The organism is Ruegeria sp. B10, from assembly GCF_056539825.1.
In genome coordinates this window covers 226818-244061 of the sequence record NZ_JBQFVP010000006.1, presented here as the reverse complement: position 1 = coordinate 244061, position 17244 = coordinate 226818, and the positions used below count along the sequence as shown (strand labels likewise).

Sequence of the window (17244 nt, the reverse complement as noted above, 5' to 3'; positions counted from 1 at the left end):
TTTGGACATGTCTTACGAACGATTTTCTTGGCTGATAGCGGCGGTTGCGATCTCGATGATTGGTGCTGCCCCATCTCGCGCGCAGGAGGCGCCGTATGTCACTGGCTTTCTCGGTGTTACCGATATGGGCGACTATGATTTTGATTTCTTTCAAACGGTTCCTTCAATCGTGGTCGGTCAAGGCACCATCACAACCGACACTGGAATCTCCTACGGACTGGCCGTCGGAACGAAGGTCGCGCCAAATCTGCGGGCCGAATTCGAACTTTCACACGCCTCGAATGATACAAAGGAAATCGGCCGCCCGTTTACCCAGTACGACGGAAGCTTTGATGCGACATTCGGGATGGTAAACCTCTGGTATGACATCCCGGTGCAGGGCAGGTTCAAGCCCTATGTTGGCGGCGGGCTTGGGTTTGCGCGGGTTTCCCACGACGGTCAGTCCGGTGCTGGCGTCACATTGGTCGATGACAGTGACACCGCTATCGCAGGGCAATTGGGGTTTGGTGGCCGCTTCCAAGTAGGGGAACGCGGAAACTTCGACATAGGGTACCGCTACAAGACGACCGGCGATCTAGATTTCACCACGACCCAAGTGTTCATCCCGACAGATCTCACGGATGGCCGCTACTCGTCGCACTCGCTCATTCTTGGGTACAGCTACAGTTTCTGACAGACTTACCTAGGTAACTCAGGCCCTCAAATCTGTTCGACCTTGATCGAGTCCACCGGGTAGAAAGCCAGATAGTCTTTGAGGCCGGCCGTATCCTTGCCGGGGGCCTCAAAGCTCCAGGCCGCGTTTTCGGTGACCGAGGATTTGTTCACGATCGAGAAATGCGTGGCATCGCCTTTGTGTGGGCAGTGAATCACCTTATCCGTACGGTCCAGGAAGGCCATCGCGATGTCAGAACGGGGAAAGTAGATCACGGGTTCCAGATCACCTTCGCGCAGCTCTAGCGCATTCGAGCTTTCGCCCAGAATGGCCCCACCAGAGCGGACGCTCCATTTGCCGGGTGCTTCGGTGATCGTGATTTCAACCATGTCTTTTCCCTCGTTCTTGTCAGGGCCTCTCCTTTGCCCACTTTATGTGACAGTCTGATGTCAAACTGGCGCAGTTGCGGCATCCAACCACAGTTGAGCGTCCTCGCCCAGCCTTGGCCTGATTTTTTCCGCAACGTCGCGGTGATAACTGTTCAGCCAATCCCGTTCCTGCGCGGTCAGCATGTCGACCAGGATCAGGCGGCGGTCTATGGGCACATAGGTCAGCGTGCGCCACTGCAACATGGCCCGTTCCGCATCGCCGTCGGGCAGCGACGGTGCTTCCTCCACGACAATCAAGTTTTCGATCCGGATGCCAAACGCGCCCTCGCGGTAGTAGCCGGGTTCGTTAGATAGGATCATGCCGGGCTCAAACGGTACATGGCTGACACGCGACAGGCGTTGCGGGCCTTCATGCACGCTCAGATACGCGCCGACCCCGTGCCCGACCCCGTGGTTGAAGTCCTGCCCCGCTTGCCACAGAGGCGCGCGCGCCACGCATTCGATATCGCGCCCGGCCAGACCGATCGGCCAGCGCAGCATCGACATTGCGATCATGCCTTTCAACACGCGGGTAAAGCAGGCCTTCTCGGTCTCGCCAACCTCACCTATTGCGATGGTACGCGTGATGTCGGTGGTGCCGTCCAGATACTGCCCGCCGCTGTCCAGCACCAACAAATGACCGTCCTGCAAGGTGCTGTCGGTCTCTTCCGTCACGCGGTAATGCATGATCGCCCCGTTCGGGCCGGTTCCGGCGATCGTGTCGAATGAGATATCTTGCAGCGCGTTGTCCCGCCGACGGGCCTCTTCCAAACGGGTCACGACCTGCGTTTCGCTGATCTGACCCGGCGTTTGCTGATCCAGCCAGAACAGCGTTTCGACAACGGCAACGGCATCGCGCAGGTGTGCCTCGGCGCTGCCTGCGATTTCGGCCGGGTTCTTGCGCGCTTTGGGCAGGGCGCAAGGGTCGCCACCATCAACCATCCGGTCCCCAAGCGCATCCGCCACAATCTGAGGCACTGTGCCTGGATCGACCTGAACCTTACCTTCTAGGGTAGCAACGGCGTCCAAAAATCCATCAGGCTCATGAACCGAAACCTGAGGGCCCAGATGTTCCCACACTTCGCCTAGTTTTGCTGCAGCCATGAACAGATCAACACGCCCGTCCGCATGCAGAATGGCAAAGCCATGGGCGACCGGGTTGTAAGCAATGTCCGAGCCGCGAATGTTCAACAACCACATGATCGAGTCGGGCAGGGTGATCACCGCCGCGCTTCGCCCGCCGTCACGCAGGCCATCAGCCAGTCGGGTGATTTTGCTTTCAGCGGTTTCCCCTGCAAACTCAATCGGATGTACCTTGACTGGGTTCATCGGAGGAGCAGGCTGATCCCGCCATATCCGGTCCACCAGATTGGCACAGCGCACCAACTCAATCCCGCTCCCCTCAAGATCTTTCTGCGCGGCTTTGATCTGACCGGCGGCATGTAGCCATGGATCAAATCCGACCGGTCCCCCGTTCGGCAACTGCTGTTTCAACCAGCTGCTCAGGCTCACATCGGGCCAAGGCACCGGAGTGTAGTCATCGGCAACCTGCGCCTTGACCTGCGTCCGGTAGCGCCCGTCAATGAACACCCCGGCCACGTCTAGCAGCGCGGCGCAAAACCCGGCCGAGCCGGTGAACCCGGTCAGCCAAGCCAGCCGTTCGTCCCGAGGGGCCACATACTCACCCTGATGCGCATCCGCGCGCGGCACCAGAAACCCGTCCAAACCTTCGCGCTCTAGTTCCTGCCGCAATGCAGCCAATCGCGGAGGTCCCTGTTCGGGCCGTGCTGTAACCTCAAAAGACTGAAACATACCTGCCTCCCTCAAGCCAAAGTGTGGTTTCAAGCCACCTCTTTATCTTTTTGAAAATATTCCCGGCGGAGGCAAGGCCAGCCTCAGCTGGCTCTTTTCATCCCCATCACTCGGGCCCGCGCGCGCGGGTCACTGTCGAACAATGCCGCCAACTGTTCGGTCATGGCACCAGCCAGCTGTTCCACATCGGTGATCGTAACTGCGCGGTCATAGTAACGGGTCACATCATGCCCGATCCCAATGGCCAGCAATTCCACCATCTTGCGCTTTTCGACCATGGCGATCACGTCGCGCAGGTGTTTCTCCAGATAGTTCGCTGGGTTCACACTCAGCGTGGAATCATCGACCGGGGCACCGTCGGAAATCACCATCAAAATCTTACGCGCCTCGCGCCGCGCCAGCATCCGGCGATGGGCCCATTCCAGAGCCTCACCGTCAATGTTTTCTTTCAGCAGGCCTTCTTTCATCATCAGACCCAAATTGGGCCGCGCCCGCCGCCACGGGGCATCGGCACCTTTATAGATGATATGGCGCAGATCGTTCAGACGTCCCGGCTGCTGCGGGCGGCCTGCATTCAACCAAGCCTCACGGGCCTGACCGCCTTTCCAGGCGCGGGTCGTAAAGCCCAGGATTTCGACCTTCACGTTGCAACGTTCCAGCGTCCGGGCCAGAACATCCGCGCAAATGGCCGCAATCGAAATCGGACGCCCGCGCATCGATCCCGAGTTGTCCAGAAGCAGGGTCACTACGGTATCGCGGAACTCGGTGTCCTTTTCGACCTTGAAGCTCAGCGGAGTGGTCGGGTTGGCAACCACGCGCGCCAGACGACCGGCATCGAGGATGCCTTCCTCACGGTCAAATTCCCACGACCGATTCTGTTGCGCCTGCAAGCGGCGCTGCAATTTGTTGGCCAAGCGGCTGACCGCACCCTTCAACGGTTCAAGCTGCTGATCCAGATAAGCACGCAACCGCTCCAGTTCAGCAGGCTCGGCCAAATCCTCGGCCGCGATCTCCTCGTCATGGGTGTTCAGGTAAACCTTATACTCTGGGTCAGCCTCGGATGCAGGCGGAGGGGCAGGTGGCTCCAGCGGAGCCTCTCCCTCTGGCATCTCGGCCTCATCACCCATCTCATCCTCGGCCATCTCGTCCATCGAGACTTGGGCCTGAGATTGATCCTGTTGTTCTTCTTGCGACTGCTCGGGCGTGGCGTCAGGATCCTGTTCCTCCTGATCATCCTGCCCGGTGCTGTCGGGATCGGGCTGCTCTTCGGCGTTTTCCTCGGCCTGATCTTCCTGTTCTTCGTCCAGCTCATCAGGATCATCGCCCAGCTGGTCACCATAGCCTAGATCTTTGATCACCTGACGGGTGAACTTGGCAAACTCTGCCTGATCCGAGAGGATTTCGTCGAGCTTCTCAAGCGTGCCGCCTGCCTGTTCCTCAATGTATCCACGCCAGAGGTTCATGACATTGTTGGCAGCCGGCGGCAGATCACGCCCGGTGGCCAGATGTCGGATCAGATAGCCCGCAGCAACCGACAAAGGGGCATCGGCGGGCTGCTTGCACTGGTCATAACCGCGCCGCAGGGCCTCATGGCTGATCTTAACATCAATGTTGGAAGCCGTACCGGGCATATCCCGCGCGCCCATCGCCTCGCATCGGGCGGTTTCCATCGCTTCATAGAGGTCCCGCGCCATATCTCCGGGCGGGGCATAGCGCATATGGGTCGCGTCATCGTGATACCGGCGCTGCAAGGCCAAGGCATCGGCAGTTCCGCGTGCCAGCAAAACCTCTTCGCGCGTCATCCTGCGGGATACCTGAGGCAATCGCATGGCCTCGCCTGAAAGGCCCGAGGGATCGACGGTATAGCTTACGGAAAGTTCCGGATCATCGGCCATGACTTTGGTGGCCTCAGCCAGAGCTTTCTTGAACGGATCAGCAGGGTTGTCGTTCTTTTGTGCCATGTCCCCAAGCCTTTCACATTGCCGTCCCGATTTCCACCAAACAGGAATCCGGATCCGCCTTCATCTGGCTGAAAATACCTCCGCCGGAGGCATTGCGCCCGCGGCGGGCGCAATTCGGTGTTAGCCCAAGCTCACGCTCGCCGCGCTTTCCGGCAGTTCTTCGTCAAAGCAGCGCTGATAGAACTCCGCCACGGTCTGGCGCTCAAGCTCATCGCACTTATTCAGGAAGGACAGGCGGAACGCATAGCCCACATTGCGGAAAATCTCGGCGTTTTGGGCCCAGTTGATCACGGTCCGTGGGCTCATCACGGTCGACAAGTCGCCATTCATGAAGGCGGTCCGGGTCAGGTCGGCAACTGTGACCATCTGGCTGACTGTCTTGCGGCCCTCAGCCGTGTTGTACAGCGGTGCTTTCGATAGCACGATCATCGTCTCGGCATCGTGGCTGAGGTAGTTCAGCGTCGAGACCAGCGACCAGCGGTCCATCTGAGCCTGGTTGATCTGCTGCGTGCCGTGATAAAGGCCGGTCGTGTCACCCAGACCCACAGTGTTTGCTGTGGCGAACAGGCGGAAATTCGGATTCGGCGTGATGATCTCGTTCTGGTCCAGCAGGGTTAGTTTGCCGTCATGCTCCAGAACGCGCTGGATCACAAACATCACGTCCGCGCGGCCCGCATCATATTCGTCGAACACGATGGCGACGGGGTTGCGCAGGGCCCAAGGCAGGATGCCTTCGTGGAATTCGGTGACCTGCTTGCCATCCCGCAGCTTGATCGCATCCTTACCGATCAGGTCGATCCGGCTGATGTGGCTGTCCAGGTTCACACGCACGGCGGGCCAGTTTAAGCGGGCGGCAACCTGTTCGATATGGGTCGACTTACCTGTGCCGTGATAGCCTTGGATCATCACTCGGCGGTTGTGTGCAAACCCTGCCAGGATCGCCAAAGTCGTCTCTGGGTCGAACTTGTAGGTCGGGTCAATCGCGGGCACCCGGTCGCTACGTTCCGCAAAACCTTTGACCGCCATGTCGGTATCAATGCCGAACACGTCACGGACCGAGATCTCTTCGGTGGGTTTTGCGTTGATATCAATCGATCCGTCAGCCATTCGCCTTGTCCTTATCCTTAGGCCCGTCTTGCCGGGTTTGAACCCGTGTGTGGTGCAACATATTCCGACCAAGGGCAAGGGAAAGCCGCGCGCTAAAAACGCTGACAGGATGTTTCTTATCAACTGGCCTTATCTGCGGGAAGGGCGGGGTCGTGTTAGAGTAGCCTTGAGCAAGCGGCTTGGGTTGGGTTCTTCAATAAATCGTCAACCTTATGAAAACCTGATGTCTCTATTCGCGCGGCAACTACGGCAAGTCGCGGTCTGGGCTCGGGCTTGAGCTCCTGCTCAACGACAAGTTTGAGAGTCCGTTCATTCAATTACCGTTCAGGGGACGCCTCACTCTGAGACTAATCGGGATTTAAATTCACGAAATTAAATATTTCTTTGAATGGGCCTATTTGAAGGGTAAAATGAGCAAAGCCCGCATGTGTAATGGGCTATATGTAGGGGGTTAAGGTGTTCGCGACATCCTTTGTTAAGTCTGGGTGGCTTCAACTGTTACCTGTTGGCGACCGGCAAGGTGCAGTGAATGCCTTTTGACGCGCTCCTCTACACGGTGACTGAGACCGGCGGCACTGGTAACCTCATAGTTCAGGGATCAACGACACCTGCGATTATCTCAGGGCAAACGGTTTCTTTCGATGGCGGCACGACCTTCGTGCCCTACACCTATCTTGGTCAGGGAAATTACCGCGGGACCAGTGAAACCGCGGATTTTATCCAAGTAGGCGGGCAGATTTACGCTTTCAATAGTGTCGATCCGACCGGGTCTCTCAGCACCGGGAATTGGGAGATCACCGTGAGTGACCTCGACCCGGTCAACCCGCCTTGTTTTGTAGCTGGAACGCTGATTGACACAGATGGAGGGCCACGCCCTGTAGACTCTTTGATGGCTGGGGATCGGGTCTGTGTGGCAGGCGGGCAAACACTGCCGATCATCTGGATAGGCAAAAGAACTCTCAGCGCGAACGCGTTGCGCAAAAATCCAAAGTTCAGGCCCGTCCGGATTCAGCGCGGCGCTTTGGGTGATGACCTGCCCAGCCAAGACTTATTTGTTTCTCCCCAGCATCGGATTGTGCTGGAAGGTTGGCGGGCCGAGCTTCTTTTTGGCGAGCCACGGGTTTTTTGTGCCGCAATACACTTGGTGAACGATGGTTTGATCCGTCAAATGCCGCCTGTGGCACCTGTAACTTATTTCCACTTTGCCTGTAGTCGACATGTGGTCCTATCGTCACATGGTTTGCAAAGCGAAAGCTTGTTTCTCGGTGATCTTGCGTTGAAATCATTCCAACGCGAAGACGTCGAGGAATTGCGTGCCTTGTTTCCCGAGCTTAGTAATCCGGCTTCGGCGCAACGACAGCGGACACACTTGCGTTGTCTGAAGCGACCCGAAGCAGAAGTATTGCGGGATTTGTTGCCAGGGCAAGAGCGTTTTACTTAAAGTTCCGGCTGTCCTTGATCTGATCCCAGGCCCAGACGACCTCTTGCAGTTGCTCTTCCTGAGACCGGTCACCGCCGTTCATATCCGGGTGCAGCACCTTGATCAGCTTCTTGTAGGCCTTGCGAACTTCGGCTTTGGACCAGCTGTCATTGGCCTCCAGAATCTCGATAGCGCGCCGTTCGGTGGGCGGAAGGCGACGGCCACCGCCACCCGAGGTGCGGCCTTTGTTCTGGGTGCTGTTTGCCCCCAGAACCTGGTGTGGGTCTTCGATACCCAGACGCGCCCACGCACGGGCCTCGGGGTCGCCCATGGGCTTGGTTTCACGCTCCCAGACTTTGTCCTTCGTGCGTTGTGCGTTCAGTTCAGCCTCGGTCGTGCCGTCGAAGAAGTTCCACTTCTGATTGTACTCGCGCACGTGCTGCTGGCAGAACCAGTAGAAGTCATCCAGAACGTCCGGGGCCTTGGGCGCGCGGTACTTGCCCGCCTCTTCACAGCCCGGGTGATCACAGATTCGCACCGAGGTTTCAGAAGCACCTGACATGCCCCGACGCCCGCGCGGGTTCTTTTTCTTGGCGCTGGAGACGGACATATCGAATCCGAAAGGGTCTGATTTCGTCATGCTGTGATCCTTAAGAACGCATCTTCTCGACTCGGAGGCAGCAGTTTAGTCTAAGCAGCCGAAAGTAGAAGAGGGGGGCGGCAAGTTTTTTTGCCGCTGAGCGTAAAAATGACTGTGACTGACGAAATCCGAACCCGACTGCAGGCCGCCTTTGATCCGCGTGAGCTTGAGGTGGTGGATGACAGTGAAAGCCACCGGGGCCACGCAGGGTTTCAGGAAGGTGGAGAGAGCCATTTCAACGTCCGCATCCGCGCCGCTGCATTCGAGGGCCAATCTCGTGTGGCTCGACATCGTGCGGTTCACAAAGCGCTAGGGGACGTTGTGCCGCGTATCCATGCTTTGACGTTGGATATTGGCGTTTAATCTCGTTTAAAACCGGAGTCGAAAAGCGAGGCCGACCAAAGGTGCTGTGTCATAGCTCTGGCGGGTGATTTCGTTGCCGTTTTCGTCCTCCAGTGTCAGTCGGCCATCGAATTCGGCCCCGGCAAAAACGGTTAAGGACACGCCCGGATTGGGATTATAGCTGAGCGACGCAACCACAGGGAGGCTTTTGTCTTCGCCGATCCCGCTCGGAGCCAACCCCGCGTCGTCCAGCCGGAAGCGAATTTTTTCGGAACGGGCCGACAGTGAAAGGCTGAAATCGTCATTCAGCGCGTAGCTGAGGGTCAGACCCGGCCCGCGAGTCGCGCCGATTCCGGAGCCGGTGTTCAGGTTCCAGCGATCATTGATGTCCCAATCCACCAAAAGCGCGGGAAAGAAATCAACACCGCTATCCTCCAATTGCGTGAAGGCTCCAAAAGCAGGTCCTATGGTCAGGCTTTCGCTGATCTGCCACGCAACGCCCGCAAAAACACCATAGGTACGACCATCCGAAGATGCCGCGCCTTTTTGGTAGTCCCACCTGACCTGAGGCGACACGAACACGCTAGCCCGCTGTCCAGCTTGAATCCGCAGAGGAGCCGATATGCGGATGTCACGAATGTCGTTCCAAGGCTGGTTGTCTGCCGCGCTGAAGTCATAGTCCAGCTGCCCGTAGCTGACCGAAATGCCAAGCGACGTATCGCTATCAAATCGGTACAGTCCGGTGGCCCGCAGGAACGATCGCGTCGCGCTGAAGTCTCCGCCTTGATCCAGATCGGCGCTGCCCTGATATGCGGCGAGCCCGTCGATCTGGCTAACCCAACCCAGACGATGTTGTGCGGCGGCAGGCAGCGCGATCTGGCAGGCGATTGCGGAGAGGAAAAAAAGAAGAGCGGTGCAAGGTTTCATCGCGGCCGGGGCCCTGTTCTGTGACAAAGTGTATCTTGGGACGATACGAGCAGAACCCAGTAACGGATGACCGCCTGAGTCTCGTTGGCTCAATCCGTGTTTTCTAGACCACACCCTCTGGCCCATGTAGTTCTGTTGAGTTTTACTTGGCCTCCTCGCTCGGCTTCAAAGTCAATGGCGGCTCATCTACTTCGGCTGAAATTGGTTCCGGGGCCTGAACCACATCCGGCCCGGGGACGGGCTGAGCCAAGGGCACCCCCTCGGGCGTTTCGCTTGGCGATGGTGTGGCCACGGGGGCTACTGCCTCAGTGGCCTCGGCCTCAATCACCCGACGAAACACCAGCACGTTGCGCCAGTTCGTGGTTGATCCGGTCAGACCCGAGCGTTCCTCGCTGGGCAGCAACTCGGCGCGCTGGTATTCCCATCCCTGTTGGCCCATCTCGTTCAGCACCTGCTCGACCGAGGTGGCAAAGCGGCCCTCGGGCGTTTTGACGCCCTTGGCCTTCGCGCCCTTTTGCGGGGCCGGAATGACTTTGTATTCGTAGCGCGGCATCGACTGTTCCCTTGTACCTTTGGCCGTCAACTTATCACGCAGGTCGCCGGGTGAAAGAGACGTTGCAAGAGTGGCGCAAATCAGCCGGTTCTCTGCGCCGCCTTGGCCACAACCGAGAGGCAAAGCTCGGTCGCCAGCGCCATGTCCTGCACCGAAATCCACTCCAACGGTCCATGAATGCACTGCATGCCGGTGAACAGGTTGGGGCAGGGTGTGCCGAATTCGGTCAGGCGAGAGCCGTCGGTGCCGCCGCGGATCGGAACCGAGAGCGGCTCGATCCCCAGCTCCTGACAGGCTTCGCGCGCCAAATCGACGGGGGTCATGTCATTCTCGAGCCAATAGCGCATGTTGCGGTATTGATGGCTGATGTCGCAGGTGATGGTCGCGCGCGGCTCGGAGGCCTGAACGGCGTCGCAGACCTTGCGCACCAGATCGCGCTGGGCCTCAAGACCTTCCATCTCGAAATCCCGCAGGATCAGCTTGATCTCCATCTCGGACGAGCCGCCATTCATGTCGGTGACATGGATGAAGCCTTCGCGTCCGTCGGTGACTTCGGGGGTCAGTGTGGCCTGCGGGAGGGTCTGTACGATCTTTGCGGCAAGATGGGTGGCATTGACCATCTTTTCCTTAGCTAAACCGGGATGGATCGAAACGCCGGTGATCTTGATCACCGCACGGTCGGCCGAGAAGCTTTCATATTCGATCTCGCCCACTTCCTGCCCGTCCAGCGTATAGGCAAAGTCAGCCTTTAAATCCTTGGGCAGTTGCTCGGTCACGCCGCGTCCGATTTCTTCGTCCGGGGTGAAGGCAATGCGGATGGGCCCGTGTGGAATGTCTGGATTTTCGATCAGGTGCCGCGCCATGGTCATCAGGATGGACACGCCGGCCTTGTCATCAGCCCCCAATAGAGTGGTGCCCGAAGCGGTGACCAGATCATGACCAATCTTCTCGGCCAGATAAGGGTGTTCCTCCGGGGACAGAACCAAATCGGGATCGTCGGGAAAGGTGATCTCACCGCCGTTAAATCCTTTGATGACGCGCGGTTTGACGCCGGTTGCGTTGAATTGAGGGGCGGTGTCGACATGGGCGAGGAACCCCACGGTCGGCCCTTCGGCGGTGCCAGGAATGGTCGCCACAACGACGCTGTCGCCAGTCATCTCGACATCCTGCGCACCGATTTCAGTCAGCTCCTGCTGCAGCAGGTTCAGCATGTCGAACTGAATGGGCGTACTTGGGGTCGAAGGTGATGTCTCATCGCTCTGGCTGTCGATGGCCGCGTAGCGCATCAGACGGTTTTCAAGTTCCTGATCGAATTTTCTGGTCATGGCACCTCTCCTGCGCGAAAGAAAGGGCGCAAAAGAAAACGGAGTCAAGCAGGTGGCCTGACTCCGTCGCATAACTGTGAAAACGGGCTTATGAGCCCAGCTTTTGGGCAACCAGCTCGTTAACGGCCTTGGGGTTGGCTTTGCCGCCGGTGGCTTTCATCACCTGACCGACAAACCAGCCTGCCAGCTTGGGATTTACCTTGGCCTTTTCGACCTGCGCCGGGTTGGCGGCGATGATCTCGTCCAAAGCAGCCTCGATCGCGCCGGTATCGGTGACCTGCTTCATGCCGCGTTCTTCGACGATCTGCGCCGGGTCACCACCTTCGGTGTAGACGATTTCGAACAGATCCTTGGCGATCTTGCCCGAGATGGCATCCGAGGAAATCAGATCGATAATCCCACCCAACTGCGCCGGAGATACAGGCGAGTCGGTAATGTCATGATCATCTTTTTTCAGGCGGCCAAACAGTTCGTTAATGACCCAATTCGCGGCCAGTTTGCCGTTGCGGCCTTTTGCGACCTCTTCGAAATAGGCGGCGCTTTCGACCTCGGCTGTCAGCACTGAGGCGTCATAGTCGGTCAGGCCGAACGCTTCAATGAACCGCGCTTTTTTCTCGTCGGGCAGCTCAGGCAGCTTGGCGGCGATGTCGTCGACCCATGCCTGTTCGATCTCCAAAGGCAGCAGGTCGGGGTCCGGGAAATAGCGGTAATCATGCGCTTCTTCCTTGGACCGCATCGAGCGGGTCTCACCCTTGTCCGGGTCATACAGGCGGGTTTCCTGATCGACCTTGCCACCAGCTTCGACGATGGCGATCTGACGGCGGGCTTCGACCTCAATCGCCTGCTGAATAAAGCGCATCGAGTTCATGTTCTTGATCTCGCAGCGGGTGCCCAGATGCGAGAAGTCCTGCGTTTCCTGGTACTTCTCATATGCGCCCGGCAAACAGATCGAGACGTTCACGTCCGCCCGTAGGTTGCCGTTTTGCATGTTGCCATCACAGGTGCCCAGATAGCGCATGATCTGACGCAGCTTGGCGATATAGGCGGCGGCTTCTTCGGGGCCGCGGATGTCGGGGCGCGAGACGATCTCCATCAAGCAAACGCCCGTCCGGTTCAGATCGACGAAGGACATATGCGGGTCCATGTCGTGGATCGATTTGCCCGCGTCCTGCTCCATGTGAATGCGTTCGATCCGAACCATGCGTGCGGTGCCGTCGCCCATCTCAACCAGCACTTCACCTTCGCCCACGATGGGGTGGTACAGCTGCGAAATCTGGTAGCCTTGCGGCAGGTCAGGGTAGAAATAGTTCTTGCGGTCAAAAGCCGATTTCAGGTTGATATCCGCTTTCAGGCCAAGACCCGTGCGCACGGCCTGTTCCACGCAATATTCGTTGATCACCGGCAGCATGCCCGGCATCGCCGCGTCCACGAAGGCCACGTTCGAGTTCGGTTCGGCCCCGAATTGGGTCGACGCGCCGGAAAACAGCTTGGCATTGGACGAGACCTGAGCGTGCACCTCCATCCCGATCACCAGTTCCCAATCGTGCTTGGCCCCGGCAATGGTTTTAACTTTGGGCATTTCGTATGTCAGGTCGAGCATGGCGCGCCTCTAATTTCCGCAGAAGTCTAGGCTTGCGTATTAGGCCCGGCGCGCCAAAGGGGCAAGGGGTTAGTTCCCTGAGACTTGCAACCCCGTCGGCGTGAAGGTCACGCTTTGACCATCGCGCAGTTCCTCGCGCAGTTGATCGGCGATCGCGCGCAGCGCATCTCGGCGGCCACGAGCGGCGAAGCGCTCGGTCGAGTTGACGCGAAGGCTGTTGCTGAACCCGTTCGCCGCATGGGCCCAGATCAGGGGGTGCAGCTCGGTCAGGTGATCGCGGATCAACCAATTTGCGGCCTCGCAAATCTGTTTGCGGGCGATGTCAGCCTTTGGGTTGCGGCCCATCCCGTTTTGCAGCGTGACCGAACAGTAGGCCGCCAACAGGTTGATCGTCTGCTGGTCGGGACGGCGTTCGACGATGTCTTGCAGACCTTCCAGAAAATACTCAACATCCACGCGCGCGCAGGCTTCGTCATCCAATGCAATGGCATCGAACTGGACCCAGGTATATCCGCCAGCACCCCATGTTTTCTGAGTGCGCGCGGCGTTGCGTAGGGCCTGCACCTCTAGCTGGTCGTAGGTTCCAAACCTGCGTGGCAACAGATGACTGCCCATGGCGCGCATGTGGCGATGGTTTTGCGGGTCAAGCGTGATCAGCTCTTCGTATTTGTCTGCTACACGGGTGCGTGGGCTGACATGGCCCGCCAAAAGGGCACAATCCGCAGCGGCAATCGCTGGGCTGTTCGGCATGGCAGAGCGGCAGTCCTTCAGCAAATCGGAAGCGCGGTCGAAATGCGCGGCGCACCGGGATTGATGCAGGGCAGGCAGGTCTTTTGGGTCTGCTGTCCCACGCCATGCCCAAGCCAAATCAATATGAGCCAATGCCACCACAAGGGCGATCATAGGATCATCGGGGTGGTTCTGAATTTCACCCTCCAGTTCAGAGATGCCCGCCAGAAAATCATAGTCCGACTGAGTTCTGCCATCCGACAGGGCATGTTCCGCAGCCAGCACAACATCTGCCCGGGCCCCGAACCCCAACAGGTCGGCAACCGGTTGGCCGCAGGGTGTTGTTTCGCGTGCGTCATCCGCGGCCCGCATCTCTTTTGAGAGTTCGCCCCACATATCCTGACGCGCCAGATGGCGTCCGCGTTCAATAACCTGATGACCGGCGGTGTCATCTGTTTCCGCGATAGGGATGTTCAACTGCCCCGAGGCGACAAGCCATGCCGTTGCATCCGCAACAGACGCGGGCAAAGGCGTAGAGGTGGGACTGGAAGAGCCGAAAATACGGGCGGCAGCCGCCCTGAAAGACCGAAACATGGCAAAACTCGAACTGTAACAAACGTGTAACGCGTCCAGTTTGCCAAAAACTGTGTCTATTTCAAGGAGTCGTTGCGCGCGCAAGTCCGAGGTGTGATCAATTAGCCGATGGGCTTGGTATTGTTTCAAAAAACCCTAAAATGATGACGCTCAACGGTAAATCCCGCCTGCTGCAACACGTCTTCAAGCTCTTTGTGTGGGGGCAGCGACTCATCCGGTAGGCGGATGCGCTTGTCTGACTTCAGCACTGCCGAAACGCGAACCGAGAAATCCCAGCGGGTGTCAAATCGGAACCGCTCCACCTCGGACAGGTCCAGTTCACCGCTACGTTGGCCCGTGAACCACCGCAGTTTCTCGCCGGTCAGTTCGACCCCGGCGCTAGTGTCTTTCACGATATCCCAGACCGCTGGCAGCGTCGCCAGCGCCAGCAACGCCATCAACCACCAAGCCGCGTTCAGGAAAATGATCAGACCGATCAGCACAGCGTAGATGCAGATCAGCAAGATCACCACACGCGGGTTCCGGTTTTGCCGTGTAAAGCTGAACGAAGTCATACGCCGAGGATGCGTGAGACCATCTCGGTCGTGTCGCGTGACAGGTCGGGCGTGTCTGCGATCCGGCGCAGCTGCGCGCTCATCAGCGCCTGACGGTCGGCGTCATATCGTTTCCACGTCTGGAACGCTGAACACATACGCGCCGTGGTCTGCGGGTTCACCGGGTCCAACCGAATCAGCCAATCGGCAAGTAGGGCATAGCCCGCTCCGTCTGCCTGATGGAAACCCGCGTGATTCATGGCCAGAGATCCCATCAAGGCGCGGAATCGGTTGGGGTTTTTCCAATTGAAATCGGGATGCTCTGTCAGGGTCCGCGCGGCCTCTACTGTTCTCTGATGGGCGGCCATCGAGACCTGCAGACCAAACCATTTGTCGACCACCAGCCGGTCATGTTTCCACTGGTCGTAGAAGGCGCTCAGTTCCGCCTCACCTTTGCCCGCACGCAACAGGCAGGACAGGGCGGTCAGTTGCAGGGTCATATTGTCGGCCGTTTGGTACGCGTCTGCCGCCTTGCTGCCGCCGTCCAGCCGCGAGGTGAGAGCAAGCGCTGCTCCGCACAATGCCCGCTTGCCGGATTGCGCCGCATCCGGTTGGTAGGGGGCGTCCACAAGTGTTTCGCTGTGCAGTTTGGGAAGCAGGTCCTGTACGTGTTGCGCAGTGGCTTGACGGAGAGTCTCGACCGCAGTCCAGATGGCCATCGGGTCGGGCGTGACACCCTTGTCATGCAGGGCGGCGGCCAGTTCGGATTGGGTCGGAAGGCCCAGCACTAGCGCCCGATAGGCCGGGTCCAGTGTTTCGTCCCGCAGCACGGCCAACAGGCCATCCAGATAGTCGGAATCCGGCGTCGCCTCTTGGGTGATCATGCGCAGCAGAGTGTCCTCGGCCAGCGAGCGCCCGGCCTGCCAGCGGTTGAATGGATCGGTGTCATGGGCCAGCAGAAAGGCGCGCTCAGCATTCGACGTGTCATGTTCAAGGATCACAGGGGCCGAGAAATCGCGTAGGATTGAGGGCACGGGTTTGGTCGCAAGTCCGGCGAAGGAAAAGCTCTGCTCGGCCTCGGTCAGCTCCAGCACTTGGGTTGCGTGAACCTCGTCGCCGTTCGGGCCCAGCAAGCCGACAGCGACGGGAATGACCTGAGGCTGCTTATCCTCTTGTCCCGGAGTCGGGTCGGTGCGTTGGCTCAGCGTCAGCGTGTAGGTACCATCCGCCCATTCCTCCGCCACGGATACGCGCGGGGTGCCGGACTGGCTGTACCAGCGTTTGAACTGGCTCAGGTCGCGGCCTGTTGTGTCCTCGAAGACTTGCAGCCAATCCTCTATCGTACAGGCCTGCCCGTCATGGCGGTCAAAATAGAGGTCCAGTGCCTTACCATAGGCCTCATCCCCGACCAGACGTTTCAACATGCCGATGACCTCGGCACCTTTCTCATAGACGGTTGAGGTGTAGAAGTTGTTGATTTCCTGAAAACTCTCGGGCCGAACAGGGTGCGATAGCGGGCCATTGTCCTCGGGGAACTGCCGTGCGCGCAGGTCGATGGCGTCGTGGATGCGCTTGACCGGAGCCGAGCGCATGTCCGAGGTGAACTGCGCATCGCGGAAAACGGTCAGGCCCTCTTTGAGGCACAGCTGAAACCAGTCGCGGCAGGTGATGCGGTTGCCGGTCCAGTTGTGGAAATACTCATGCGCGATGATCGCCTCGATCCGTTCGAAATTCACATCGGTCGAGGTTTCCGGGCTGGCCAAAACGGCTGAAGAGTTGAAGATGTTCAGCCCCTTGTTCTCCATCGCGCCCATGTTGAAATCATCCACGGCGACGATGTTGAACACGTCCAGATCGTATTCGCGGCCGTAGACGTCCTCATCCCATTTCATGGACTTCTTGAGCGCCTCCATCCCGAAGGCACACTTGCCTTCATCGCCGGGGCGAACCCATAGGTTCAGTTCGACATCGCGACCGGACATGGTGGTGAACTGGCCCGGATGCGCGATCAGGTCTCCGGCGACCAGAGCAAACAGGTAGGCGGGTTTGGGCCACGGATCCGTCCATTCGGCCCAGCCTTCGCCCTTGCCGGATGGGTTGCCGTTGGACAGCAGCGCCGGAAGGTCGCCATTTATGCGTACCGTGAAGGTCGACATCACGTCGGGGCGGTCCGGGTAGTAGGTGATCTTGCGGAACCCTTCGGCCTCGCACTGGGTGCAATACATGCCATTCGACATATAGAGCCCTTCAAGCGCGCTGTTATTGCCGGGGTCGATCTCAACCTCCGCCTCCCAGACAAAGGGGGCGTCGGGGGCGGCAACCGTCAGCCCCTCAGGCGTGAGGGAGGGGGATACGTCGGCACCGTCGATGGAGGCGCGGATCAGCTTCAGTTGCTCTCCATACAGGAAAAAGGTGCGATCGCTGGCCTCTGGATTCGGACGAAAGGCGATGCGGGATGTGACGCGGGTGGCATTTGCTGCCAGATCAAATGTCAGATGCACGTTGTCCACCAGATACCCGAACGGGGTGTAGTCTTTCAGATAGATTGTGGTGGGGGCGGCGTCGCGCATCGGGGGCCTCGCAAAACTTGGGTCGAGGGCGACGTTAGGGGCATCGCGGCA

Annotated in this window: 15 protein-coding genes; 3 read left to right on the top strand and 12 right to left on the bottom strand. The window is 58.7% G+C overall.

What is annotated here, in order from left to right; genetic code table 11:
• The first annotated feature begins 7 nt into the window (after positions 1 to 7).
• Positions 8 to 673: an outer membrane beta-barrel protein gene (locus ACR0J4_RS10650; protein WP_170554233.1), complete on the top strand. Its 666-nt coding sequence runs from the start codon at positions 8 to 10 to the stop codon at positions 671 to 673.
• Positions 674 to 699: 26 nt separating this feature from the next.
• Here ACR0J4_RS10650 and ACR0J4_RS10645 read toward each other — a convergent pair whose 3' ends face one another.
• The 4 genes from ACR0J4_RS10645 to cobS form a co-directional block, all read right to left on the bottom strand.
• Positions 700 to 1041, bottom strand: a complete 342-nt coding sequence (locus ACR0J4_RS10645) for a DUF427 domain-containing protein (protein WP_170460962.1) — start codon at positions 1039 to 1041, stop codon at positions 700 to 702.
• Positions 1042 to 1101: 60 nt separating this feature from the next.
• Positions 1102 to 2892, bottom strand: coding sequence for an aminopeptidase P family protein (locus ACR0J4_RS10640; RefSeq protein WP_170554236.1), 1791 nt, complete (start codon positions 2890 to 2892; stop codon positions 1102 to 1104).
• An 83-nt stretch (positions 2893 to 2975) separates the two neighbouring features.
• The gene (cobT, locus tag ACR0J4_RS10635; RefSeq protein ID WP_170643028.1) at positions 2976 to 4853 is read right to left on the bottom strand and encodes a cobaltochelatase subunit CobT; all 1878 of its coding nucleotides are present in this window, start codon (positions 4851 to 4853) and stop codon (positions 2976 to 2978) included.
• A gap of 120 nt (positions 4854 to 4973) precedes the next feature.
• Positions 4974 to 5960, bottom strand: coding sequence for a cobaltochelatase subunit CobS (cobS, locus tag ACR0J4_RS10630; protein ID WP_170375030.1), 987 nt, complete (start codon positions 5958 to 5960; stop codon positions 4974 to 4976).
• Positions 5961 to 6489: 529 nt separating this feature from the next.
• On the opposite strand from cobS, the gene ACR0J4_RS10625 reads away from it, so the two are divergent.
• Positions 6490 to 7401 carry a Hint domain-containing protein gene (locus tag ACR0J4_RS10625; protein WP_170643027.1) on the top strand — a complete coding sequence of 304 codons (912 nt, stop codon included), beginning with the start codon at positions 6490 to 6492 and terminating at the stop codon, positions 7399 to 7401.
• Here ACR0J4_RS10625 and ACR0J4_RS10620 read toward each other — a convergent pair.
• Entirely contained in the window at positions 7394 to 8020 is a 627-nt protein-coding gene (locus tag ACR0J4_RS10620) for a J domain-containing protein (protein WP_170375034.1), read from the bottom strand. The two genes, ACR0J4_RS10625 and ACR0J4_RS10620, sit on opposite strands and share 8 nt — an antisense overlap.
• Before the next feature lie 108 nt (positions 8021 to 8128).
• Here ACR0J4_RS10620 and ACR0J4_RS10615 point away from each other — a divergent pair, with 108 nt between their 5' ends.
• Positions 8129 to 8383, top strand: coding sequence for a BolA family protein (locus ACR0J4_RS10615; RefSeq protein WP_170643026.1), 255 nt, complete (start codon positions 8129 to 8131; stop codon positions 8381 to 8383).
• A gap of 6 nt (positions 8384 to 8389) precedes the next feature.
• Here the strand turns inward: ACR0J4_RS10615 and ACR0J4_RS10610 are convergent, their stop codons facing one another.
• The 7 genes from ACR0J4_RS10610 to pepN form a co-directional block, all read right to left on the bottom strand.
• Complete coding sequence (locus ACR0J4_RS10610; RefSeq protein WP_480668508.1) at positions 8390 to 9289, bottom strand: TonB-dependent receptor; 900 nt, start codon at positions 9287 to 9289, stop codon at positions 8390 to 8392.
• 142 nt (positions 9290 to 9431) lie between these two features.
• Entirely contained in the window at positions 9432 to 9842 is a 411-nt protein-coding gene (locus ACR0J4_RS10605) for a DUF4177 domain-containing protein (protein WP_170643025.1), read from the bottom strand.
• Between the two features lie 80 nt (positions 9843 to 9922).
• Complete coding sequence (gene pepT, locus ACR0J4_RS10600) at positions 9923 to 11167, bottom strand: peptidase T (protein ID WP_170643024.1); 1245 nt, start codon at positions 11165 to 11167, stop codon at positions 9923 to 9925.
• Positions 11168 to 11255: 88 nt separating this feature from the next.
• Positions 11256 to 12767, bottom strand: coding sequence for an Asp-tRNA(Asn)/Glu-tRNA(Gln) amidotransferase subunit GatB (gene gatB, locus ACR0J4_RS10595; protein WP_170643023.1), 1512 nt, complete (start codon positions 12765 to 12767; stop codon positions 11256 to 11258).
• A 69-nt stretch (positions 12768 to 12836) separates the two neighbouring features.
• Positions 12837 to 14090: a hypothetical protein gene (locus ACR0J4_RS10590; RefSeq protein ID WP_170643022.1), complete on the bottom strand. Its 1254-nt coding sequence runs from the start codon at positions 14088 to 14090 to the stop codon at positions 12837 to 12839.
• A 125-nt stretch (positions 14091 to 14215) separates the two neighbouring features.
• Positions 14216 to 14644, bottom strand: coding sequence for a hypothetical protein (locus tag ACR0J4_RS10585; RefSeq protein ID WP_170643021.1), 429 nt, complete (start codon positions 14642 to 14644; stop codon positions 14216 to 14218).
• The gene (pepN, locus tag ACR0J4_RS10580) at positions 14641 to 17193 is read right to left on the bottom strand and encodes an aminopeptidase N (protein ID WP_170747313.1); all 2553 of its coding nucleotides are present in this window, start codon (positions 17191 to 17193) and stop codon (positions 14641 to 14643) included. The genes ACR0J4_RS10585 and pepN overlap by 4 nt, the downstream gene beginning before the upstream one ends.
• Positions 17194 to 17244 lie beyond the last annotated feature (51 nt).

Coding starts and splice junctions, on each gene's coding strand:
- ACR0J4_RS10590 (WP_170643022.1), bottom strand. CDS start 14,090: ATGTTTCGGTCTTTCAGGGCGGCTGCCGCCCGTATTTTCGGCTCTTCC.
- pepN (WP_170747313.1), bottom strand. CDS start 17,193: ATGCGCGACGCCGCCCCCACCACAATCTATCTGAAAGACTACACCCCG.
- ACR0J4_RS10640 (WP_170554236.1), bottom strand. CDS start 2,892: ATGTTTCAGTCTTTTGAGGTTACAGCACGGCCCGAACAGGGACCTCCG.
- ACR0J4_RS10605 (WP_170643025.1), bottom strand. CDS start 9,842: ATGCCGCGCTACGAATACAAAGTCATTCCGGCCCCGCAAAAGGGCGCG.
- pepT (WP_170643024.1), bottom strand. CDS start 11,167: ATGACCAGAAAATTCGATCAGGAACTTGAAAACCGTCTGATGCGCTAC.
- gatB (WP_170643023.1), bottom strand. CDS start 12,767: ATGCTCGACCTGACATACGAAATGCCCAAAGTTAAAACCATTGCCGGG.
- ACR0J4_RS10585 (WP_170643021.1), bottom strand. CDS start 14,644: ATGACTTCGTTCAGCTTTACACGGCAAAACCGGAACCCGCGTGTGGTG.
- cobT (WP_170643028.1), bottom strand. CDS start 4,853: ATGGCACAAAAGAACGACAACCCTGCTGATCCGTTCAAGAAAGCTCTG.
- ACR0J4_RS10615 (WP_170643026.1), top strand. CDS start 8,129: ATGACTGTGACTGACGAAATCCGAACCCGACTGCAGGCCGCCTTTGAT.
- cobS (WP_170375030.1), bottom strand. CDS start 5,960: ATGGCTGACGGATCGATTGATATCAACGCAAAACCCACCGAAGAGATC.
- ACR0J4_RS10645 (WP_170460962.1), bottom strand. CDS start 1,041: ATGGTTGAAATCACGATCACCGAAGCACCCGGCAAATGGAGCGTCCGC.
- ACR0J4_RS10610 (WP_480668508.1), bottom strand. CDS start 9,289: ATGAAACCTTGCACCGCTCTTCTTTTTTTCCTCTCCGCAATCGCCTGC.
- ACR0J4_RS10650 (WP_170554233.1), top strand. CDS start 8: ATGTCTTACGAACGATTTTCTTGGCTGATAGCGGCGGTTGCGATCTCG.
- ACR0J4_RS10625 (WP_170643027.1), top strand. CDS start 6,490: ATGCCTTTTGACGCGCTCCTCTACACGGTGACTGAGACCGGCGGCACT.
- ACR0J4_RS10620 (WP_170375034.1), bottom strand. CDS start 8,020: ATGACGAAATCAGACCCTTTCGGATTCGATATGTCCGTCTCCAGCGCC.